Source organism: Acuticoccus mangrovi (assembly GCF_016411865.1).
GTDB lineage: Bacteria > Pseudomonadota > Alphaproteobacteria > Rhizobiales > Amorphaceae > Acuticoccus > Acuticoccus mangrovi.
The window spans coordinates 98502-118675 of the sequence record NZ_JAEKJA010000020.1; the positions used below are offsets into that span (position 1 = coordinate 98502).

Here is a 20174-nt window from a genome sequence, read left to right on the forward strand (position 1 = left end):
GAAGCGGCTCGTGATCCGCGATAGGTTGCCCCATGCGCCGCGCCGGGCAACCCCGGCGTCCCCTCAAAACCCGGCGAGGCGCGGGTCGGCCGCGAAGGTGCCGGCCGGAAAGTCGATCCCGACGCGCGGATGCTCGCAGACCGCCTGCGCCGTGCCCGGGCCGACGCGAATGCGCCAGCTCTGCCGCTTGACCGGCGCGCGCGCCCGGAAGGCGGTGGGCGACAGCACCGCGAGATTGGCGCCGCCCGCCGGATCGCGCACCGAGAGGTAGCGGATGATCTCCACCCCCGCCGGCCGCGCCGCGTCGGCGAGCGCCTGGCAGGCGCCGTAGTCGACGGGATCCGTCCACCGCGGCGCCTCCCGCGCGAAGGGGGGCATCGCGAGGTCGATCGCCCGATCCGTGCCGAGACGGGCGGCGAAGGCGGTGTATTCGGCCGCGCCCGTCGGCATCGGCGTGTCGGGCGACTCGGCATAGAAGAGGAGGCGGTAGAACACCATTTCGGCGACGGCCGCCTCGACCGTCTCCGCCGCATAGAACACGCCGTCGGTCCACCCCGCCCGCCGAAAGCGCGAGCCGTGCGGATAGGGCGCGTAGCGGAAGGGAGCGGCGAGCAGATAGTCGAGCCCACGGCACGCCTCGGGAAGCGGCGGCTTGGTCTCTTCCAGAATGTCTTCGAGCAGCGTCTGCTCGGCCACCGTGTCGACGAGGTCCAGGGTCGACACCCTGTGCTGTGCCTCCACCAGGCGCCAGCCCTCGCCCTTGTACGGTCGCGCCTCAGACGAGAGCGCGTCGGGCGTCCAGATAGGCGATGACATGGGTGAGCCCCGGGATCGTCACGATGAGATCGACGGGGCGTCCGCCGAGCGCGGTGTTCTGCCGCGTCATCCACGCCCGCGCGGTTCGGGTGTCGCCGCCGGTGATGGCGTCGAGCGAGCGGAACAGGCGCACCAGCAGCGCCGCGAGCTCGAACGGCTTGCCCGTCTCCTCGAGCACATAGTCGCCCCGCTTCATCCGCGAGGCGGTGGGCTCGCTCACCCCGATCACGGCCGCCAGCGTGCGTGCGGTCAACCCGAGCCGCTCGCCCGCCCGCAACACCGCCTTCGTCAGCACGGTCCCCTTGTCGAGCGCACCGGAGGGCCGCGACCCCGGCGCCAGCATCCGTTCCGGCATAGGCCTCTCCTCTTTCTAAGGAAAGATATAGTTCAAGATATTGTCTTTGGAAAGGGCTGATCGGTACGTGTGCCGAAGGTTCGCGTGCGCATGGCGGGGAGCGACAGCGCCAGCGTCAGCCCGCGCGCACCGAGGAAGACCAACAGCGCCAGCCACAGCCCGTGATTGCCGAAGAGCGGCGTCGCGAGCCACCAGACGGCAACGAAGAGCGCGCCGGAGACGAGCATCATGTTGCGCATCGCCGCCGACCATGTGGCACCGATATAGAGCCCGTCCATGGTGAAGGCGAGCGCGCCGGCAAGCGGCGTCAGCGCCGCCCACACGAGGTAGACCGCGCCCGCCTCGCGCACCGCCTCCGCCGTCGTCATCAACGCCACGAACGCGTTGCCGCCCGCGAAGGCGATCAGGCTGAGAGCCGCCCCGGTCGCGACGCCTGCCACGCTCGTCACCACCACCGTGCGGTCGAAGGCGGCCCGGTCACGCGCCCCCACCGCCCGGCCACCGAGCTGCTCGGCCGCCGTCGCGTAGCCGTCCAGCATGTGGCTGCCGAGCATGAAGATGTTGAGGAGCACCGCGTTCGCCGCCAGCGTCACGTCGCCGAGCCGCGCCCCCATCGCGGCGAAGAAGGAAAAGGTGCTGACGAGGATCAGCGAGCGGATCAGGATGTCCCGGTTGATGGCGAAGAGCCGGGCGAGGCCGCGATGCTCCAGCACCGCTGGCAGGCTCGGGGTGGGCCGCTCGGCCAGCCCGCGCGCCACCAGGAGCCCGCCGGCCACCGTCGCCGCCGCCTCGGCGAGCACGGAGGCGAGGGCGACCCCCGCGACGCCCATCCGAAGCCCCAGCACCAGCGCGACGGAGAGGACGATGTTGACGATCCCGAGCACCAGCTGGAGCGCGAGCCCCGCCCGCGCCCGACCGAGGCCCAGAAGCCATCCGAGGACGGCGTAGTTCGCCAGCATGAACGGCATCGCCCACACCCGGACGGAGAAATATGTGGTCGTCGCCTCCGCCACCGCCGCGCTCGCCCCCATGGCGCGCAGGAAGAGCCACAGCACCGGCCCCTGCAGCACGAGCGTCGCCACCCCGATGGCGACCGCCGTCATCAGCGCCCGCCAGAACGCCACCGCCTCGCTTTCGGCGTCGCCCGCGCCCATCGCCTGCGCCACCAGGCCCGTGGTGCCGGTGCGCAGGAAGTTCATGGTGGTGCCGATGAAGTCGAACAGCACCGCCCCCATCGCGACGGCACCGATCAGCGCCGCGTCGCCGAGCTGGCCGATCACCGCCATGTCGGTCACCCCGATCAATGGGGTCGACAGATAGGCGAACGTCATCGGCACGGAGATCGCGAACACCGCGCGGTAGGTGACGAGCGGGGGCGAGGGCCGCATCGGCGGTGACCGACGTGGTTGGGCCGGCGGCGCGAGAGACGGCCTAGCGGTCGACGCCGAGCTGGGTGAGCATCCGCTCGGCGCTGTCGTTCCACACCTCCCACAGCACGATCTGGCCGTCCTTCACCTCGAAGCGATCGATGTAGCGATTGCCGTCGAACTCCGTTCCGTCCGGCCAGGCGCCATAGAGGAAGCCGATCGAATAGACCACCACCGCGTCCTCGTTCACCGCGACGTCGGTCCGCACCATCTTCTTGCGCACCCACTGATAGCGGTTGGCGTTGAAGCGGGTGATGTCGGCCGCGCTGCGGAACTCCCGCGCGCCGGTGAAGATGATCGTGCAGTCGGGGTGCACCCGATGCGCCACCTCGTCGAACCGACCAGCCATCTGCTTGTCGAGAAAATCGAGAATCATGTCGCGAACGGCGGTCGCGGTCGCAGGCGTGTCAAGCATCAAGGAAGGCTCCAAAGTCGCGGTTGGACATTTCGCCACGCCCCAATACTGCGGGGGCTGGCACGAGAGTTGCTGAAAATACGCACGACAAAAGCAGCGTCCTCGACGCCATCCAATAGTCTATGCCGTTTCATCGGGAGGAGCCTACCCCATGACGAAGACCTTCGCCGTTACCCGCAGGCATGTCGTCGCGGCCGCCGCCGCGCTGGGCCTCGCGGCCGGCACCGCCCTGCCCGCCGCCGCCCAGGATCCGATCAAGATCGGCCTCATCGCCAGCCTCTCCGGGCCTTCGGCGAAGTCGGGCGAGGCGATCACCCGCGGCATCCTGCTCGCCATGGACGAGATCAACGCCGAGGGCGGGGTGCTCGGCCGGCCGCTGGAGCTCGTCGCGCGCGACGACGAGAACAATCCCGGCAAGGGCATCACCGCGGCGCGTGAGCTGATCAACCGCGAGGGCGCCGTGGTGATCTTCGGCGGCCTGCAGACCCCGGTGTCGCTCGCCCTCGTGCCCTACATCAATCAGACCAAGGTGCCCTTCATGGGCCCGTGGGCGGCCGGCACGCCGATCACCAAGAACGGCGCCGCGGAGAACTACATGTTCCGCGTCTCCGCCGTCGACGAGATGGTCGACGTCGCCCTCGTGGAGCGCGCCGCCACTCTGCACGGGGCGACGAAGCCGGGCCTCGTCCTCATCAACAATCCCTGGGGCGAGTCGAACGAGAAGGGCATCATGGCCGCGCTCGAGGCGAAGGGCATGGAGAATGCGGGCGTCGAGACAATCGAGGCGAACGACGTCGACGTCGTGCCGCAGCTCACCCGCCTCAAGGACGCCGGCGCCGACGCCCTCTTCCTCGTCGCCAATGTCGGCCCCTCGGCGCAGGTGATGAAGTCGCTGGAGCGGATGGGCTGGGACGTGCCGGTCGTATCCCACTGGGGCCCCGCCGGCGGCCGCTTCTCCGAGCTCGGCGGCCCGCGCGCCAAGGACGTGGAGATGATCCAGACCTTCACCTTCTCCGGCAACGATTCGCCGAAGGCCGCCGCCACGCTGGAGGCGCTGAAGAAGAAGTTCCCCGAGATCCAGTCTGCCGCGGACGTGACCCCCGCCGTCGGCATCGCCAACGCCTACGACGCGATGCACCTCACCGCCCTCGCCATCGAGAACGCCGGCTCCACCGACGGCCCGGCCATCCGCCAGGGCTTCTACGACATCGACAGCTACGAGGGCCTCATCAAGACCTACGAGACCCCGTTCACGCCCGAGGATCAGGACGCGCTCGGGCCGGAAGACTACGTCTTCACCCGCTTCATCGACGGCGAGATCATCCCCATCGACTGACAAGGGCGGGGGCGCCCCGCGCCCCCCTCGCACCATGATCGTCTCCACCCTCATCACGGGCCTCGCCTTGGGGTCGATGTACGGCCTGCTGGCCCTCGGCTTTCACGTCACCTACGCGGTGTCGAAGACGGTGAACTTCAGCCAGGGCGCGTCGATGATGGTCGGCGCGGTCCTCGGCTACACCTTCGCCGTCACCTTCGGCTGGCCGACCATTCCGGCCATCGTCGCCGCGCTCCTCGGCTGCGCGGCGCTGGGGCTCGTCGTCGAGCGGGTGCTGGTGCGCCCGTTCGCCTCGCGCGGCTCCGACCTCTGGCTGATGGCGACCATCGCCGGCGGGCTGATCCTCGAGAATGCCGTGCTCTTCACCTTCGGCAAGGAGCCGCGCTCGCTGCCTTCGCCGCTCGCCAGCGAGGCGATCAGCGTGTTCGGCACCGGCGCCTACCCACTGCAGCTCATCATTCCGGTGGTCGGGCTCCTCATCGCCGGCCTCCTCGCCCTCGTCCAGCGCCGCACCAAGCTCGGCAAGGCGATGCTCGCCGCCGTGCAGCGGCCGGAGGCGGCCGAGCTCGTCGGCGTCGACACGCGGGCGATGATCGCCGCGTCCTACGCCATCTCCACCGTGTTCGCCGGCGTCGCGGGCCTCCTCATCGCCCCGCTCTTCAACGTGTCCGCCTCGATGGGCACGATCTTCGGCATCAAGGCGTTCGCGACCGCGATCATCGGCGGCATCTCGTCGGCCTGGGGGGTGATGCTGGCGGGCCTCCTCTATGGCTGCGTCGAAGCCCTCACCACCGCCTATCTGGGGTCGAGCTACACCCAGATCGTCTCGTTCTCGATGGTCATCCTGGTGCTCGTGTGGGTGCCCAACGGCCTGTTCGGCCGCGCGGAGGTGAAGAAGGTCTGATGGCCCGCACCTACGCCCTGCGCGCCGGGCTCGCCCGCGTCCTCCACCACCCGCTGACGGCGCCCGCGGCGGTGATCCTCCTCACCGCCGCCACGCTGTGGCTCGCCGCCGGCGCCGGGGGCTATCTCGTCTTCATCCTGGCGCTCGCGGCGATCAACGTGATCGTCGGCGTCGGGCTCAACGTGCTCCTCGGCCTCTCCGGGCAGATCTCGTTCGGCCATATCGGCTTCTACGTCATCGGCGCCTACGCCGCGGGCATCCTGATGCTCGCCGGCCTGCCCTACTGGGGCGCCTTCCTGGCGGCGGGAGCGATCGCGGCGGCGGTCGGCGGCCTCCTCGCGCTGCCGGCGCTGCGCGTTTCGGGGCCGTATCTCGCGATGGTCACCATCGCCTTCGCCTTCATCGTCGAGCACGGCACCATCGAGTGGCGCGACCTCACGGGCGGACAGAACGGCCTGATGGGCTTTCCCTCGCCCGAAGCCTTCGGCCGCATGTTCTTCGAGACCGAGATGGCGCTCCTCGCCACCGCCATCGCCGGCCTGTCGCTGCTCTTCTACCTGCGCCTCCGGGCCGGCCGGTGGGGGCTTGCGATGCGCGCCGTCTCCGACAGCGAGGTGGCGGCCCGCTCCATCGGCCTCAACCCGGTGGCGGTGAAGACGGCGGCCTTCATCCTCTCGGCGCTCCTGACGGGGTTCGCCGGCGCCCTCTTCACCCCGCTGCAGGGCTTCATCAGCCCGTCGAGCTTCCCGTTCTTCCAATCGATCCTCTTCCTGCTCGCGGTGGTGGTCGGCGGCACCGGCACGCTCTTCGGCCCGGTGGTGGGCGTCCTCGTCACCGTCATGCTGCCGGAGTTCCTGTCGAGCCTCGCCGAATATCGGCTCCTCTTTTTCGGCGGCCTCCTCCTCGGCGTGCTCCTCGCCGCGCCGCGCGGGGTGATGGGCACCCTCGCCCGCCTCGCCGCCACCGAGGATCCGACGCCGGCGCGCCCCTCCGGCCGGCCGCTCGCCGAGATCATCGGCGGCGCGCGTGCCACGGCGCTGGAGGTGACGGGCCTCGGCATCGCCTTCGGCGGCGTGCAGGCGGCCGAGAACGTCGCCTTCACCGCGCCGCCGGGCAAGGTGACGGCGATCATCGGCCCCAACGGCGCCGGCAAGACCACCGCCCTCAACATGATCGGCGGCTTCTACCAGCCCGACGCCGGCTCGATCCGCCTCGGCAGGGAGCTCGCCGGCGCCCCGGCCCACGAGGTCGCCCGCGCCGGCATCGCCCGCACCTACCAGACGACGCAGCTCTTCGATCATCTCTCGGTCATCGACAACGTGCTGATCGCGATGAAGAAGGGGCGGCTCGGCTTCCTCCTCGGCCCGCGCCCCGGCAAGGCCGACCGGCAGGTCGCGGAGGATCTTCTCGGCGTCGTCGGCTACCGCGGCCCGCTGGCGCGCGAGGCGCGCGCCCTCCCCCACGTCGACCGCCGCCTGGTGGAGATCGCAAGGGCGCTCGCGACGCGGCCCGACGTGATCCTGCTCGACGAGCCCGCCGCCGGCCTCAGCCAGGCCGACAAGGAAAGCCTCGCCGGCCTCCTCACCCGGCTGGCCGAGGCGGGACTCGTCGTGATCCTCGTCGAGCACGACATGGATCTCGTCATGGGCATCTCCGATGCGGTGGTGGTGCTCGACGCCGGCCGCCCGCTGATGACCGGCACGCCCGCCGAGGTGCAGACCTCGCCCGCCGTCCGCCGCGCCTATCTCGGCGAGGCGGACTTCGAGGGGCGGCCCCGTCCCGCCCCGTTCGAGCGGCGGCGCGAGGCGGTGGTCGCGACCACGCGCCTCTCCGCGGGCTACGGCGCCGCGCCCGTCCTCGAGGCGGTCGAGGTGGAGGTGGATCCCGGCGAGATGGTCGCCGTGCTCGGCGCCAACGGCGCCGGCAAGTCGACGATGATGCGCGCCGTCGCCGGCCTCCACCGCCCGGTCGAGGGCACCATCGTCCTCGCCGACCGCGACATCACCGCGCTCAAGGCCCACGCCATCGCCGGCGCCGGCCTCGCGCTGGTGCCGGAGGGGCGGCAGGTGTTCCCCGAGATGAGCGTGCGCGACAACATCCTGATGGGCGCCTACCGCCGGCGCGACCTCAAGCCCGGCCCGGAGATCGACGCGCTGCTGAAGCGCTTTCCGCGCCTCGCCGACCGCATCGACCAGCGCGCCGGCGTCCTCTCCGGCGGCGAGCAGCAGATGCTCGCCGTGGCGCGCGGCCTCATCGCCCGGCCGCGCATCCTCCTCCTCGACGAGCCCTCGCTCGGCCTCGCCCCCGCCATGGTGCGCGAGCTCTACGACGCGCTCGCCGATCTGCGCGACGAAGGCGTCACCATCCTCCTCGTCGACCAGATGGCGACCCTCGCGCTCGCCATCGCCGACCGCGGCTACGTGCTCGAAAACGGCGAGGTGGTGACGAGCGGCACCACCGAGGCGCTGAAGGGCGATCCCGCGATCGAGGCCGCCTATCTCGGCATCGCCGGCTGACCCCCGAAAGGACCATCATGGATCTCACCCTCCACGACGTGCGCCTGATCTCCGATCCGACGACGCCCGTCGACATCGGCGTCGCGGGCGAGAAGATCGTCGAGATCCGCCCTGGCCTCGCGCGCGGCGACCGCGCCCTCGACCTTGGCGGCCGCCTGGTGCTGCCGGGCTTCTGCGAGACCCACATCCACCTCGACAAGTCCTGCATCCTCGACCGCTGCGCGATGCGCGGCGGGCTCGACGAGGCGATCAAGGAGGTCGCCGGGCTGAAGTCCGCCTTCACCGAGGAGGACGTCGCCGAGCGCGCCAAGCGCACCCTCAGAAAGGCCGTGCTCAACGGCACCACGCGCATGCGCACCCACTGCGAGACCGATCCCACCATCGGCCTGCGCGGCTACGAGGGGGTGAAGGCGGCCATCAAGGAATGGGCGTGGGCGATCGACGTCACCGTCTGCATCTTCCCGCAGGAGGGGCTCCTCAACAATCCGGGCACCGACGAGCTGATGGTGGCGGCGCTGAAGGACGGCGCCAAGGCGGTCGGCGCCGCGCCCTATGTCGACAGCGACTCGCGCGGGCAGATCGAGCGCGTGTTCGAGATGGCGCGCGAGTTCGACGTCGACGTCGACATGCACCTCGACTTCGGCAACGACCCCGAGGGCCTCGACATCGAGCACGTCATCCGCTGCACCGAGGCCCATGGCTGGGGCGGGCGCGTCACCTGCGGCCACGTCACCCGCTTCGCGCAGATGGCGCCGGCGAAGATGATCGATCTCGCCCGCCGGGTCGCCGACGCCGGCATCGCGCTGACCATTCTGCCCGCCACCGACCTCTTCCTGATGCACCGCGACCACACGGCGAACACCAGCGTGCCGCGCGGCGTGACGCCGGTGCACCTGATGGCGGCGGAGGGGGTGAACTGCTCGCTCTCCACCAACAACGTGCTCAACCCGTTCACCCCGTTCGGCGACTGCTCGCTGATCCGCATGGCGAACCTCTACGCCAACACCTGCCAGATCGGCTCGCGCGACGTGATGGCGGACTGCCTGTCGATGGTCTCCACCCGCTCCGCCGAGCTGATGAACCTCACCGACTACGGGCTCGTCCCGGGCAATCCCGCCGACATCGTGGTGCTCGACGCCACCGACCCGGCGATGGCGGTCGCCGAGCTCGCCCAGCCGATGTATGGCTTCAAGAACGGCAGGCCGGTGTTCACCCGCGCCTTGCCCGAGCTGCACCTGCCGAACTGAGAGAGGACCGTCCCGATGGAGGACACCGTCAACGCCTTCGTGGACGTCTTCACCATCGAGGGCGGCAGCGGCCCGCTGTCGGGCCTCACCTTCGGCGCCAAGGACCTCTACGACGTCGAAGGCCACGTGACGGGCTGCGGCAATCCGGACTGGGCGCGCACCCATCCGGCGGCGACGGCGCACTGCCCCGTGGTGGCGACGCTGCTCGCGGCCGGCGCCACGCTCATGGGCAAGACCCACACCGACGAGCTCGCCTATTCGCTGATGGGCGCCAACGCCCACTACGGCACGCCGACGAACAGCGCCGACCCGCGCCGCATGCCGGGCGGCTCCTCGTCCGGCTCGGTGGCGGCGGTGGCGGCCGGGCTCGTCGACATCGGCCTCGGCTCCGACACCGGCGGCTCGGTGCGCCTGCCGGCCTCCTTCTGCGGCGTCTGGGGGCTGCGCACGACGCACGGCGCGGTACCGCTCGAGGGGGCGATGCCGATGGCGCCCTCGTTCGACACCGTCGGCTGGTTCACCCGCGATCTCGCCACCATGGCGCGCACCACCGCCGCCATGGGTCTTGCTGGCGAAGGGCCCCTGCCGCCCCGCCTGCTGCTGCCCGTCGATCTCTGGGCGCAGGCGATGCCGGCGACGGTCGATGCGGTCGCCCCCACCCTCGCCGCGCTGGAGGCGGCCGTCGGCCCCGCCGTGCCCGTCGTCGTCGCCGAGGAGGGGATCGACACGTGGTTCGACGCCTTCCGCATCGCCCAGGCGGCGGAGGTCTGGGAGACGCACGGCGCGTGGGTGAGCGCGGTCAAGCCGAACTTCGGCCCGGGCATCGCTGACCGCTTCGCGATGGCGAGCGCCATCGGCTCCGACGAGCGCGCCGCCGCCCTTGCGATGCGCGAGAAGGTGCGCGCCCGCGCCGCCGCTCTCCTTGCCGACGGCGCCGTCGTCGTGCTGCCGACGAGCCCCGGCCCCGCGCCGTTCCGCGATGCCGACGAGCCGACCCTCAACGCGTTCCGCAACCGCGCGCTGCGGATGCTCTGCCTCGCCGGCCATGCCGGCCTGCCGCAGCTCTCGGTGCCGGCGGGCGTGGTGGAGGGCGGCCCGGTCGGCCTCAGCCTCGTCGGCCCCCGCCACGGCGAAGGCAGCCTCCTCTCCCTCGCCGCCACCCTCTGAGCGCATCAACGCGCCGAGCGCCCGTCCGTCACCAGCGTTCGGCGAGCCGCCACACGCTGGTGCGCTTCACGTCCTGATCCTCCAGCGCCGCGTTGCCGGGGATGGTGTAGGTGGCCGCGATGGTGAGCCGGTCCGCCGGCAGGTAGGAGCGTTTGGGATCGCCGATGAGGACCAGCGCCCCCGCCTCGTCGGCACGGACGAGAAAGCCGTAGGCGCGGGTGGCGAGCGGCTTCTCGTAGAAGATGTCGCCGGCGAGCACCACGTCGGCGTCGGCCGGTCCGTCCAGCAGGTCCTCGCCGACCGGCGCGAGGCTCACCCCGTTGAGCGCGGCGTTGAGCGAGATGGCGGTGCGGGCGAAGGGATCGATCTCCGCGGCGCGCACGCTCGCCGCGCCGCAGAGGGCGGCGGCGATCCCGGCGATGCCGCCACCGGCACCGAGATCGAGCACGCGCTTGCCGCGCACGAGTTCGGGCGCGTCGAGCACGTAGCGGGCGAGCGCCTGTCCGCCGGCCCACGCAAAGGCCCAGAACGGCGGCGGCAAACCCGTCTCGCCGAGCTCGTCCTCGGTCATCTGCCACAGCGGCAGCGCCTCGTCGGCGAGGTGGAGGCGAATTTCCGGCACATGCGCCGGCGTTTTTATGACGGTGTTCTCGCGCACGAAGGCGGCGCGCTCCACCTCACTCTCCGTTCGCGAGGGCGAGCACGGCCTCCCACTCGGCCTCCTTCACCGGCTGAACCGAGAGGCGGGAGTTGGTGACGAGGGCCATGTCCTTGAGCGTGTCGTGCGTCTTGACCTCGGCGAGGGTGACGGGTCGGGCGAGCGGCTCCAGCGCGCGGATGTCGACGCATTCCCACTTGCCGGTGTCGTCGGTGGAATCGGGATGAGCCGCCTTCGCCACCTCCACGATCCCGACGATCTCCTTGGCGTTGACCGAGTGGTAGAAGAAGCCGCGGTCGCCGACCTTCATCTGGCGCATTTGATTGCGGGCGAGAAAGTTGCGCACCCCGTCCCACTCGGTGCCCTTCTTGCCGGCCTTCACCTGATCGTCCCAACTCCAGGTATTCGGCTCGGACTTGAACAGCCAATACGCCATCGCTCCCCCATCGTGGCGCCGTCTCGCGAATCGTCGCGGCGCCGGCGGACTGTAGCAGAGCCGCCGCGACCCGCGCACGAGCCGAATGACACGGGTTCTCGACCCCGCTTTTCACATGTTCGGGCTTGTGTCCAAATCGTGGCGAGCCGCTGATGAGTTTTTTTTCAAACGGCTGTTGACTTAAACTTCCTAATTGCTAATATCTCTTCACGGACGCAACGGCTTCATTAGAAGAGTCGCAGAAAAGGTCCGCTAAAAAAGTTCAAAGAGGCCCCGACGGGCCTCTTTTTTTGTGCGCCGCACACATCTCCAGGGGCGCTTCTCTTCATGGCATCCATCAGAAAAACATGGCGTTCGCGCACGAATGCCTACTTTTTTGGCGCGCCATATGTTTTAGCACTTTTTGCGCCGGCACACGGCCCGCTCGGGGCGACGGAGCGGCGTCGATGGCCGCGTCATCGCGCCGCCGTCTTTGTGGACTTTGTGCGCTTGAACCCTGGGCAACTGCTTTTTCTTTGAGCAGCAACAGTGTACACGAGGCGGGCAACCACGGCGCCCACGGTTGGCACAGACCTTGTAAAGCGTTTGTGTTGACCGCCGTCGGGCGCCCCGAGCCCGCCGGGGAGACATAGGGAATGCGCATGAAAATTGTGATGGCGATCATCAAGCCGTTCAAGCTGGACGAGGTGCGCGATGCACTCTCCTCCATTGGCGTTTCAGGGCTGACGGTTACGGAAGTGAAGGGCTATGGCCGTCAAAAGGGCCATACCGAAGTCTACCGTGGCACTGAATACGCGGTCAGCTTTCTGCCGAAGCTGAAGATCGAAGTGGCCGTGCCTTCCGAGTCGGTCCCCCGGGTGATCGAGGCAATCCAGACCTCGGCCAAAACCGGCCAGATCGGCGACGGCAAGATCTTCGTCTACACGCTCGACACCGCCGTGCGCGTGCGCACCGGCGAAGTGGACGTCGAAGCCCTTTGATCTTTCCTCCCTCTCTCGCGGACACTCTCATGAAGAAGCAAACTTTCTGGACAATCGCCGGAGCGGGGATCGCCCTCGCCGTGACGGCCACCGCCGTCTGGGCGCAGACGGAAACCGGTGCGGACACCACGTCGGCGGCTCCCGCTGTCGACGCAGCGGCGAGCGCCGCTGCTGCTGCTCCGGCGGCGGCTGCGCCCGCGGCTGAAGCCGCAGCGGCGGCGGCCCCGGCCGCTCCCGCCGAGCCCTCGGCGTTCCCCTTCGTCGCCAACACCTTCCTCTTCCTCGTCACCGGCTTCCTGGTGATGTTCATGGCGGCCGGCTTCGCCATGCTCGAGGCGGGTCTCGTGCGCGCCAAGAACGCCTCGATGCAGTGCTTGAAGAACATCGCCCTGTACTCGATCGCCGGCCTGATGTTCTGGCTGCTCGGCTACAACCTGATGTACGAAGGCGTCGACGTCGCCAACAACATCCCCGAGCTCGCCGGCTATCTCGGCACCTTCTCGATGAAGGACATCCCGGCGCCGTCGGCCGATACCGGTGACTACGCCGCCGCCTCCGACTGGTTCTTCCAGATGGTGTTCTGCGCCACCACGGCCTCGATCGTGTCCGGCACGGTGGCCGAGCGCATGCGCCTGTGGCCGTTCCTGATCTTCACCGTCTTCCTGACCGGTATCCTCTACCCGATCACCGGCTCCTGGGAGTGGGGTGCGGGCTGGCTCGACCAGATGGGCTTCTCCGACTTCGCCGGTTCCACGCTGGTGCACTCGGTCGGTGGCTGGGCGGCTCTCGCCGGCGCCATCGTGGTCGGCGCCCGTGCGGGCAAGTTCGGTGAGAACGGCGTGATCCACCCGATGCCGGGCTCCTCGATCCCCCTCGCCACGCTCGGCACCTTCATCCTCTGGCTCGGCTGGTTCGGCTTCAACGGCGGTTCCCAGCTCGCCCTCGCCAGCATGGAAGACGCCTCCTCGGTGGCGAAGATCTTCGTCAACACCAACACGGCGGCCGCGGCCGGCGTGGTGGTCTGCGTGATCCTCACCCAGCTCCTCTACCGCAAGGTCGACGTCACGATGGCCCTCAACGGCGCCCTCGGCGGTCTCGTCTCCATCACTGCGGAGCCGCTCGCTCCGACCATGGCCCAGGCGGCGATGATCGGCGGCATCGGCGGCGTGCTCGTGGTGGTGTTCGTGCCGCTCCTCGACCGCATCCACCTCGACGACGTGGTCGGCGCCATCCCGGTCCACCTCGTCTGCGGTATCTGGGGCACCATGATCGTGCCGCTCTCCAACTCGGACGCGACCTACTACGTCCAGTTCATCGGCGTGATCTCGATCGGCGCTCTGGCCTTCTTCTCGAGCCTCATCCTGTGGCTCATCCTCGCCGCGGTCACCGGTCTGCGAGCGACGCCCGAGGAAGAGGCGGTCGGTCTCGACTCGGCAGAGGTCGGCATCCTCGCCTACCCAGAGTTCGGCAGCCAGCGGGCCTGATCCCGCCGGCGATCGGCTCAGAGAGTCCGCGATCAAGGCCCGGGTTCGCCCGGGCCTTTTTTGTGGCCAGCCACCGACGCGCCCAACATCGGTTTGAACGGGACCACCTCCCCGTGCATTGGTGAAGGACGATGGCGTTCCGGCCCCGGCCGGCCCGCATGACGAACCGACGTGAAAGGGCTCGACACCCCGATGGTGAACCCTCTGCGCCGCGCCGTGACCGGCTTCCTGCTCGCCCGCGACGCATTCCGTGCGGCTCATGGCGCTCCGGCGCAGCCGGCTCAACCTCTTGTCGAGCGCCGGCGTCCCAAGCCGCCCGACCCGCAGAGCCTCAGCCCGATCCCCACCCAGCGCCTGTTCGGGATCGAGGTGGCGAACCTCGACCTCACCCGCACCGTGGAGCGGATCATCGCCTGGTCGAGCACAGTGCCGGCGCGCACCGTCATCACGGCCAACCTCGACCACGTGATGAAGCTCGAGACCGACGAGGCCTTCCAGCGGGCCTACGCCGAAGCCGATCTCGTGACCGCCGACGGGATGCCGTTCATCTGGGTCTCGCGGCGGGAGGGGACGCCGCTGGTGGAGCGCGTCGCCGGCTCCGACCTCATCCTACCGGTGGCGGGGGAGGCGGCCCGCGCCGGCCGCTCCATCTTCCTGTTCGGCTCCACCCTGGAGCGCCTCGAGACCGCCGCCGCGGGCCTCAGACGCGACTTTCCCGGGCTCGAGATCAAGGGGATCTACGCCCCGCCCTTCGGCTTCGAGCGCGACGCCGAGCTGCAGCGCGAGCTGGTGCGCCTGTTCCGTACCGTGCGGCCGGACATCATCTTCGTGGCGCTCGGCGCGCCCAAGCAGGAGATCTGGTCGAACGCCATGGCGAAGGCGGTCCGCCACGGCGTGTTCCTCAACATCGGCGGCGGGCTCGACTTCCTGTCCGGCGACGTGCGGCGGGCGCCGACGGCGATGCAGAAGACCGGCCTCGAGTGGCTGTGGCGCGCCGGCACCGAGCCGCGCCGGCTCGGCCCACGCTATGCGCGCATCCTCGCCCGCCTGCCGGGCCTCTACCGCATGCACCGGCGCGATCGCATCGCCCACGAGAAGGCCGCCGAAGCCGCCGCCCTCGATGCGATCGCCGAGGAGGCCGACCGCTCCGGCACCACCGGCTGAAACGGCAAAGGCCGCCCCGTCGGGACGGCCTTTGCTATGCCTTTGTCGGACCGCGCCGGGGACGCGTCAGCGCTTATAGACGGGAGGCGGCGGGGACTTCAGCCGCAGCCCGGCGATGCCGGCGGCGATGTTGGCACCCACCTGACCCTGCACCGAGATCGGCTGCAGATTGATCGACCGGTCGAAGCCGCCGATCAGCACGTTGGCGCCGATGCCGACGCCCGGCGTCGCCTCCGCCGTCACCCCATAGTAGCGACCCTCGAGGGCGCCCGGGGAGAGCTGCAGGGTCGGGGCGAAGACGGCCCAGACGATCTTGGAGCCACCCGTCATGCCGGCGTCGATCCCCACCTTGGTGATCGACCCGTCGTAGGTCTCGCTGGGCCGGCCGATGGGTTTGAAGTGGCAGCCGAGCACCTTGCGCGACCCCAAGATGAGGCCGTAGCCCGCCTGGACATCGCACGTCAGCAGCCCGACGCGAATGCCGAAGCTGGCGTTGGCCGCGGGGCTCGCGGTCATGAGAGCACTTGCCATCGCGGCGAGCGCCAGTAGAGAACGACGCATCCTATCCCTCGCGCGTGCTGCCCCGCGGCTGGCGGCTCAGGAAAGGTTGCCGCAGAACCTCTGGATCCGCCGGCAGGCCTCTTCCAACGCATCCGTCGCGGTGGCGTATGAAATCCGGAAGTGCGGAGCCAAACCGAACGCGGACCCCTGCACGACGGCAACGCCCTCGGTCTCCAAAAGTTCCGTCACAAAGTCCGAATCTGTCTCCAGCACTTTGCCGGACGGCGACGTGCGGCCGATCGTGCCCGCACAGGACGGGTAGACGTAGAACGCGCCTTCCGGCGTCGGGCAGGAGAGGCCCTTCGCCTGGTTCAGCATCGACACGACGAGATCGCGCCGCTCGCGGAACACCTTGTTGTTGGCGTCGATGTTCTCCTGCGGCCCGTTGAGCGCCTCAACCGCGGCCCACTGGGAGATGGACGAGGGGTTCGACGTCGACTGCGACTGGATCTTCGCCATCGCCTTGACCAGCATCTGCGGACCGCCGGCATAGCCGATGCGCCAACCGGTCATCGCGTAGGCCTTGGAGACGCCGTTCACCGTGAGGGTGCGCTCCTTCAGCTCCGGCTCGACCTCGGCGACGGTGTGGAACACGAAGTCGTCGTAGACGAGGTGCTCGTACATGTCGTCGGTCATCACCCACACGTGCGGGTGCTGCATCAGGACGTCGGTGAGCGCCTTCAGCTCCTCGCGCGTGTAGGCCGCGCCGGACGGGTTCGAGGGCGAGTTGAGGATCAGCCACTTGGTCTTCGGCGTGATCGCCGCCTCGAGCGCCGCCGCGGTCAGCTTGAAGCCGTTGGCGAGCGAGGTCGCCGCCTCGACGGGCGTGCCGCCGCCGAGAAGCACCATGTCGGGGTAGCTCACCCAGTAGGGCGCCGGGATGACCACCTCGTCGCCGGGGTTCAGCGTCGCCATCAACGCGTTGTAGAGCACCTGCTTGCCGCCGGTCCCCACCGAGATCTCGCTGGTCGCATAATCGAGATTGTTCTCGCGCGCGAACTTGGCGACGATCGCTTCCTTCAGTTCGGGCATCCCGTCGACCGGGGTATACTTCGTCTTGCCCTCGCGGATGGCGCGGATCGCGGCTTCCTTGACGTTCTCGGGCGTGTCGAAGTCGGGCTCGCCCGCGCCGAGACCGATCACGTCCCGGCCCGCACGCTTCAGCTCGGCCGCTTTGGTGGTGACGGCGATGGTGGCTGAGGGCTTTACGCGCGAAAGGGTGTCGGACAGGAAGGCCATGACAAAGGTCCGTTCGGGGGGTGGGAAGATGCCGCCCTTATCGGCGCATCCCTCCGCCGCCGCAAGGCGGCAGCGCAAGTTTTCGCGTCGCCCGGCGGCCTAGTCGTCGTAGAAGCCGTTCGCCTTCATGCAGCTCGTCACGAGCTCGTCTTCGGTGAAGCCGTGCGCCGCGCCGGCGTCGATCACCTCCTGCAGCCACGCGCTGTTCTCGTGGTCGGGCGGCCGGGCGTCGGCGGGCATGGCGGCGATCTTGGCGTCGGCCTGGCATTGGGCGACGGCGGCCTTGATGTCGGCCGCCGACGCATCCGGTTTGGTCCAGGTCGTGGCGGATGCGGGAAGCGCCGTGAGCGCGATGGCCACGGCTGCGATGGGGCCCGTCATGGAGCGCATCGCCGGTCCTTTCGTCGCGAAAGACGCTACGCGGGAGCGCGCCGGCCTCGGCCGACGTCGCGCGCGCGGCGGGTGGATCAGAACGGAATGCCGGGGCTCAACGTGCCGTGATAGGCATCGAGGATCGGCAGCGGACGGGGCCCGTAGGTGTATTCGTTGGCGATCTTGGTGCCGTCAGTCAGCTTGACGCCGCCGTTCGCCAGGCTGGACGTGACGGGAACCGCCCTGCCCGCGAACATCGATACGCCCGGCAGATCCCGGTAGGGACCCACATAGGCGCTGCCGGACCCGGAGCCGTAGGCCCCGTTGTACATCGGGCGCACCGTGATGCTCGGCACGTCCTGCGCGAATGCGGTGCCCATGGTGCCCGCCGCGAGAAGCGCAGCTACAGCGTATCTCATCATTCTCGTCTCCCCGGCGCTCCATCGCCTTCGCGTTTCCAACGCCGATCGGCGCCGTTCCGGTCCCCGTCGAGCCACCCTGCCGGGCGGAGACGCGCAACCTTAACGCAGTTCGGCGCGACTGGCGAACAAACAAACCACATCGACTTTCGGATTGCGTATCATTTCATGAGCTTGCTCACCACCTGCGCGGTGAAGTCGACGGCCGGAATGATCTTCGCATAGTTAAGGCGCGTCGGGCCGATGATCCCGAGCACCCCGACGATGCGCTGCTGATTGTCGCGGTAGGGCGACATGATGAGCGACGAGCCGGACAGGGAGAACAACTTGTTCTCCGAGCCGATGAAGATCCTCACCCCGTCGCCCTCCTCGGTGAGCGACAGAAGCTGCATCAGCTCCTGCTTGGTCTCGAGATCGTCGAGGAGCTGGCGCACCCGGTCCACGTCGTCGCGCACCTCGACATTCTGCAGCAGGTTGCCGCGCCCGTGCACGATCAGCGTGCCGGGACCCTTGCTCGAGGCCTGGCTCCAGGTGGCGATGCCGTCGTCCACCAGCTTGGAGGTGAGGATGTCGAGCGCCGCCCGCTCCTCCGCCGCGCGGCGGGCGATGATGTCGCGCGCCTCGCTCAGCGTCGCGCCGCGGATGTGGGCGTTGAGGTAGTTGGACGCCTCCTGCAGCGCCGAGGGCGGCAACCCCGGCGGCAGGTCGACCACGCGGTTCTCCACCGACCCGTCCTCGCCCACCAGCACGACCAGCGCCTTGCCGGGGTCGAGGGGCACGAACTCGATGTGCTTCATACGCATGTCCTGCGTATGGGTCAGCACCACGCCGGCGCCGCTCGACAGGCCCGACAGCACCATCGACGCCTTGCTGAGCGCCGCGTCCATCGCCTCGCCGCCCGGCGGCCCCATCACCTCCGCTTCGATACCGACGCGCTCGTCGGCGCTGAGCTCGCCGACGTTGAGGAGCGCATCGACGAAGAAACGCAGCCCCCGATCGGTCGGCAGGCGCCCGGCCGAGGTGTGTGGCGCGTAGATGAGCCCGAGGTGCTCGAGGTCGCTCATGACGTTGCGCACCGACGCCGGCGACAGTTTCGTCGGCAAGGCGCGCGAGATCGAGCGCGAGCCGATCGGCTCGCCCGTCGAAAGATACGCGTCCACGATCTGACGAAAGATGTCCTTCGACCGCTCGTCGAGCTCAAACGCTCCGGCCGTCGCATCAACAAGCTGCATGCCCGGCAAAGAACCTCCCATCACGCCCTGCTCGAAACCCCATTGAGCCCTATCGCGCCGCGTCTTTCTATGCCAACGCTCACCCCCCACGCCGAGGAGGACACACAATGCGACACGACGGGCGAGCCAGCGACGAGATGCGAGCCGTCAGCCTGGAGCGCGGCGTATCGCGCTATGCCGAAGGCTCCTGCCTCGTGAAGTTCGGCAACACCCATGTCCTGTGCACCGCCTCGCTGGAAGAGCGCGTCCCCCCCTGGCTGCGCGGCGGCGGCGAAGGGTGGGTCACTGCTGAATATGGCATGCTTCCGCGCGCCACCAAGGAGAGGATGCGTCGCGAAGCCTCCGCCGGCAAGCAATCCGGACGCACCCAGGAGATCCAGCGCCTGATCGGCCGCTCGCTGCGCGCCATCGTCGACCGTCGCGCCCTCGGGGAGCGTCAGATCAGCGTCGACTGCGACGTGCTGCAGGCCGACGGCGGCACCCGCACCGCCGCCATCACCGGCGCCTGGGTCGCCCTGTCGGACTGCATCGGCTACATGCGCGACGCCGGCATGGTGACGGGCCCGGTTCTCGTCGACCATGTGGCGGCGATCTCCTGCGGCATCGTCGGCAGCGCCCCGGTGATCGACCTCGACTATGTGGAGGACTCCTCCGCCGAGACCGACGCCAACTTCGTGATGACCGGCAGCGGCAAGCTCGTCGAGGTGCAGGGCACGGCCGAAGGCGAGCCCTTCACCCGCGACGAGTTCAACGCGCTGATCGACCTTGCGAGCGACGGCATCGCCCGCCTGGTCGACCTCCAGAAGCTGACGGTCGCGTGAGTCGCCTCGAGATCGGCGACCGCCTCGTTCTCGCCACCCACAACGCGGGCAAGCTCGCCGAGTTCGCCACGCTGCTCGCCCCGCTCGGGATCGCGGTGGAGGGCGCCGGCGCCCTCGGACTGCCCGAGCCGGAGGAGACCGAGACCACCTTCGTAGGTAACGCCGCGCTGAAGGCGGAGGCCGCCATGAGGGCGACCGGCCGCCCCGCCCTCGCCGATGATTCGGGCCTGGTGGTCGACGCACTCGGCGGCGACCCGGGCGTCTACTCGGCCCGCTGGGCGGGGCCGGAGAAGGACTTCACCGCCGCCATCGGCCGCGTCACCGACCTCCTCGCCGAAAAGGGAGCGACGAGCCCCGCGGCGCGCTCGGCCGCGTTTGTCGCAGTGCTCGCCCTTGCGCGGCCGGGCGAGCCGACACAATTCTTCGAGGGACGAGTCGACGGGCACATCGCCGACGGCCCGCGCGGCCCCGGCGGCTTCGGCTACGATCCCGTCTTCATCCCCGCCCAAGGCGATGGGCGCACCTTCGGCGAGATGAGCGCCGAGGAAAAGCATGGCGGCGACGCACCACTCTCGCACCGCGCACGCGCCGTCGCCCGCTTCCTGGCAGCGCTGAGGTAGCGTGC

Annotated in this window: 21 protein-coding genes; 10 read left to right on the forward strand and 11 right to left on the reverse strand. The window is 69.5% G+C overall.

Annotation, left to right across the window (positions count from 1 at the left end):
• Window positions 1-63 precede the first annotated feature (63 nt).
• The 4 genes from JCR33_RS18890 to JCR33_RS18905 are packed head-to-tail and all read right to left on the reverse strand — an operon-like array spanning window position 64 to window position 3013.
• Window positions 64-816 carry an RES family NAD+ phosphorylase gene (locus tag JCR33_RS18890; protein ID WP_198883679.1) on the reverse strand — a complete coding sequence of 251 codons (753 nt, stop codon included), beginning with the start codon at window positions 814-816 and terminating at the stop codon, window positions 64-66.
• The gene (locus tag JCR33_RS18895; RefSeq protein WP_232372683.1) at window positions 776-1171 is read right to left on the reverse strand and encodes an MbcA/ParS/Xre antitoxin family protein; all 396 of its coding nucleotides are present in this window, start codon (window positions 1169-1171) and stop codon (window positions 776-778) included. The genes JCR33_RS18890 and JCR33_RS18895 overlap by 41 nt, the downstream gene beginning before the upstream one ends.
• A 32-nt stretch (window positions 1172-1203) precedes the next feature.
• The gene (locus tag JCR33_RS18900) at window positions 1204-2559 is read right to left on the reverse strand and encodes an MATE family efflux transporter (RefSeq protein ID WP_198883680.1); all 1356 of its coding nucleotides are present in this window, start codon (window positions 2557-2559) and stop codon (window positions 1204-1206) included.
• Between the two features lie 43 nt (window positions 2560-2602).
• The gene (locus JCR33_RS18905; RefSeq protein ID WP_198883681.1) at window positions 2603-3013 is read right to left on the reverse strand and encodes a nuclear transport factor 2 family protein; all 411 of its coding nucleotides are present in this window, start codon (window positions 3011-3013) and stop codon (window positions 2603-2605) included.
• Window positions 3014-3164: 151 nt separating this feature from the next.
• Here JCR33_RS18905 and JCR33_RS18910 point away from each other — a divergent pair, with 151 nt between their 5' ends.
• The 5 genes from JCR33_RS18910 to JCR33_RS18930 are packed head-to-tail and all read left to right on the forward strand — an operon-like array spanning window position 3165 to window position 10183.
• A complete protein-coding gene (locus JCR33_RS18910) occupies window positions 3165-4349 on the forward strand; it encodes an ABC transporter substrate-binding protein (RefSeq protein WP_198883682.1) in 1185 nt (394 codons plus the stop codon).
• A 34-nt stretch (window positions 4350-4383) separates the two neighbouring features.
• Window positions 4384-5253 (forward strand): branched-chain amino acid ABC transporter permease, encoded by an 870-nt coding sequence (locus tag JCR33_RS18915; RefSeq protein ID WP_198883683.1) that lies wholly within the window; start codon window positions 4384-4386, stop codon window positions 5251-5253.
• On the forward strand, window positions 5253-7769 hold the full coding sequence (locus JCR33_RS18920; RefSeq protein ID WP_198883684.1) for a branched-chain amino acid ABC transporter ATP-binding protein/permease: 2517 nt from the start codon (window positions 5253-5255) through the stop codon (window positions 7767-7769). Before JCR33_RS18915 ends, JCR33_RS18920 begins: the two co-directional genes overlap by 1 nt.
• A gap of 17 nt (window positions 7770-7786) precedes the next feature.
• Complete coding sequence (locus tag JCR33_RS18925) at window positions 7787-9016, forward strand: amidohydrolase family protein (RefSeq protein WP_198883685.1); 1230 nt, start codon at window positions 7787-7789, stop codon at window positions 9014-9016.
• A 15-nt stretch (window positions 9017-9031) separates the two neighbouring features.
• Window positions 9032-10183: an amidase gene (locus JCR33_RS18930; RefSeq protein ID WP_198883686.1), complete on the forward strand. Its 1152-nt coding sequence runs from the start codon at window positions 9032-9034 to the stop codon at window positions 10181-10183.
• A 28-nt stretch (window positions 10184-10211) separates the two neighbouring features.
• Here the strand turns inward: JCR33_RS18930 and JCR33_RS18935 are convergent, their stop codons facing one another.
• Together JCR33_RS18935 and JCR33_RS18940 are read right to left on the reverse strand one after the other, a co-directional pair.
• A complete protein-coding gene (locus JCR33_RS18935; RefSeq protein ID WP_332461226.1) occupies window positions 10212-10859 on the reverse strand; it encodes a class I SAM-dependent methyltransferase in 648 nt (215 codons plus the stop codon).
• A 1-nt stretch (window position 10860) separates the two neighbouring features.
• Window positions 10861-11277: an EVE domain-containing protein gene (locus tag JCR33_RS18940; protein WP_198883687.1), complete on the reverse strand. Its 417-nt coding sequence runs from the start codon at window positions 11275-11277 to the stop codon at window positions 10861-10863.
• 641 nt (window positions 11278-11918) lie between these two features.
• Here JCR33_RS18940 and JCR33_RS18945 point away from each other — a divergent pair.
• From JCR33_RS18945 to JCR33_RS25075, 3 genes are all read left to right on the forward strand, one after another.
• The gene (locus JCR33_RS18945) at window positions 11919-12257 is read left to right on the forward strand and encodes a P-II family nitrogen regulator (protein ID WP_198883739.1); all 339 of its coding nucleotides are present in this window, start codon (window positions 11919-11921) and stop codon (window positions 12255-12257) included.
• A gap of 29 nt (window positions 12258-12286) precedes the next feature.
• Window positions 12287-13741, forward strand: coding sequence for an ammonium transporter family protein (locus JCR33_RS18950; RefSeq protein WP_198883688.1), 1455 nt, complete (start codon window positions 12287-12289; stop codon window positions 13739-13741).
• A 171-nt stretch (window positions 13742-13912) separates the two neighbouring features.
• On the forward strand, window positions 13913-14905 hold the full coding sequence (locus JCR33_RS25075) for a WecB/TagA/CpsF family glycosyltransferase (protein ID WP_198883689.1): 993 nt from the start codon (window positions 13913-13915) through the stop codon (window positions 14903-14905).
• A 66-nt stretch (window positions 14906-14971) separates the two neighbouring features.
• Here the strand turns inward: JCR33_RS25075 and JCR33_RS18960 are convergent, their stop codons facing one another.
• From JCR33_RS18960 to hrcA, 5 genes are all read right to left on the reverse strand, one after another.
• A complete protein-coding gene (locus JCR33_RS18960; RefSeq protein WP_198883690.1) occupies window positions 14972-15466 on the reverse strand; it encodes a DUF992 domain-containing protein in 495 nt (164 codons plus the stop codon).
• Window positions 15467-15502: 36 nt separating this feature from the next.
• On the reverse strand, window positions 15503-16705 hold the full coding sequence (locus JCR33_RS18965; RefSeq protein WP_198883691.1) for a pyridoxal phosphate-dependent aminotransferase: 1203 nt from the start codon (window positions 16703-16705) through the stop codon (window positions 15503-15505).
• Window positions 16706-16804: 99 nt separating this feature from the next.
• Entirely contained in the window at window positions 16805-17095 is a 291-nt protein-coding gene (locus JCR33_RS18970; protein WP_211110415.1) for a hypothetical protein, read from the reverse strand.
• 77 nt (window positions 17096-17172) lie between these two features.
• Window positions 17173-17499 (reverse strand): hypothetical protein, encoded by a 327-nt coding sequence (locus JCR33_RS18975; RefSeq protein WP_198883693.1) that lies wholly within the window; start codon window positions 17497-17499, stop codon window positions 17173-17175.
• 158 nt (window positions 17500-17657) lie between these two features.
• Complete coding sequence (gene hrcA / locus JCR33_RS18980; protein ID WP_198883694.1) at window positions 17658-18728, reverse strand: heat-inducible transcriptional repressor HrcA; 1071 nt, start codon at window positions 18726-18728, stop codon at window positions 17658-17660.
• A gap of 107 nt (window positions 18729-18835) precedes the next feature.
• Between hrcA and rph the strand changes: the two genes are divergently transcribed.
• Together rph and rdgB are read left to right on the forward strand one after the other, a co-directional pair.
• Window positions 18836-19549 (forward strand): ribonuclease PH, encoded by a 714-nt coding sequence (gene rph / locus JCR33_RS18985; protein ID WP_198883695.1) that lies wholly within the window; start codon window positions 18836-18838, stop codon window positions 19547-19549.
• A complete protein-coding gene (gene rdgB, locus JCR33_RS18990) occupies window positions 19546-20169 on the forward strand; it encodes an RdgB/HAM1 family non-canonical purine NTP pyrophosphatase (RefSeq protein WP_198883696.1) in 624 nt (207 codons plus the stop codon). Before rph ends, rdgB begins: the two co-directional genes overlap by 4 nt.
• The last annotated feature ends 5 nt before the right edge of the window (window positions 20170-20174 follow it).

Excerpts from the sequence above, each read along its gene's own strand:
- JCR33_RS18890 (WP_198883679.1), bottom strand. The coding sequence starts at position 816 with ATGTCATCGCCTATCTGGACGCCCGACGCGCTCTCGTCTGAGGCGCGA.
- JCR33_RS18895 (WP_232372683.1), bottom strand. The coding sequence starts at position 1,171 with ATGCCGGAACGGATGCTGGCGCCGGGGTCGCGGCCCTCCGGTGCGCTC.
- JCR33_RS18900 (WP_198883680.1), bottom strand. The coding sequence starts at position 2,559 with ATGCGGCCCTCGCCCCCGCTCGTCACCTACCGCGCGGTGTTCGCGATC.
- JCR33_RS18905 (WP_198883681.1), bottom strand. The coding sequence starts at position 3,013 with ATGCTTGACACGCCTGCGACCGCGACCGCCGTTCGCGACATGATTCTC.
- JCR33_RS18910 (WP_198883682.1), top strand. The coding sequence starts at position 3,165 with ATGACGAAGACCTTCGCCGTTACCCGCAGGCATGTCGTCGCGGCCGCC.
- JCR33_RS18915 (WP_198883683.1), top strand. The coding sequence starts at position 4,384 with ATGATCGTCTCCACCCTCATCACGGGCCTCGCCTTGGGGTCGATGTAC.
- JCR33_RS18920 (WP_198883684.1), top strand. The coding sequence starts at position 5,253 with ATGGCCCGCACCTACGCCCTGCGCGCCGGGCTCGCCCGCGTCCTCCAC.
- JCR33_RS18925 (WP_198883685.1), top strand. The coding sequence starts at position 7,787 with ATGGATCTCACCCTCCACGACGTGCGCCTGATCTCCGATCCGACGACG.
- JCR33_RS18930 (WP_198883686.1), top strand. The coding sequence starts at position 9,032 with ATGGAGGACACCGTCAACGCCTTCGTGGACGTCTTCACCATCGAGGGC.
- JCR33_RS18940 (WP_198883687.1), bottom strand. The coding sequence starts at position 11,277 with ATGGCGTATTGGCTGTTCAAGTCCGAGCCGAATACCTGGAGTTGGGAC.
- JCR33_RS18945 (WP_198883739.1), top strand. The coding sequence starts at position 11,919 with ATGAAAATTGTGATGGCGATCATCAAGCCGTTCAAGCTGGACGAGGTG.
- JCR33_RS18950 (WP_198883688.1), top strand. The coding sequence starts at position 12,287 with ATGAAGAAGCAAACTTTCTGGACAATCGCCGGAGCGGGGATCGCCCTC.
- JCR33_RS18960 (WP_198883690.1), bottom strand. The coding sequence starts at position 15,466 with ATGCGTCGTTCTCTACTGGCGCTCGCCGCGATGGCAAGTGCTCTCATG.
- JCR33_RS18965 (WP_198883691.1), bottom strand. The coding sequence starts at position 16,705 with ATGGCCTTCCTGTCCGACACCCTTTCGCGCGTAAAGCCCTCAGCCACC.
- JCR33_RS18970 (WP_211110415.1), bottom strand. The coding sequence starts at position 17,095 with ATGCGCTCCATGACGGGCCCCATCGCAGCCGTGGCCATCGCGCTCACG.
- JCR33_RS18975 (WP_198883693.1), bottom strand. The coding sequence starts at position 17,499 with ATGATGAGATACGCTGTAGCTGCGCTTCTCGCGGCGGGCACCATGGGC.
- hrcA (WP_198883694.1), bottom strand. The coding sequence starts at position 18,728 with ATGCAGCTTGTTGATGCGACGGCCGGAGCGTTTGAGCTCGACGAGCGG.
- rph (WP_198883695.1), top strand. The coding sequence starts at position 18,836 with ATGCGACACGACGGGCGAGCCAGCGACGAGATGCGAGCCGTCAGCCTG.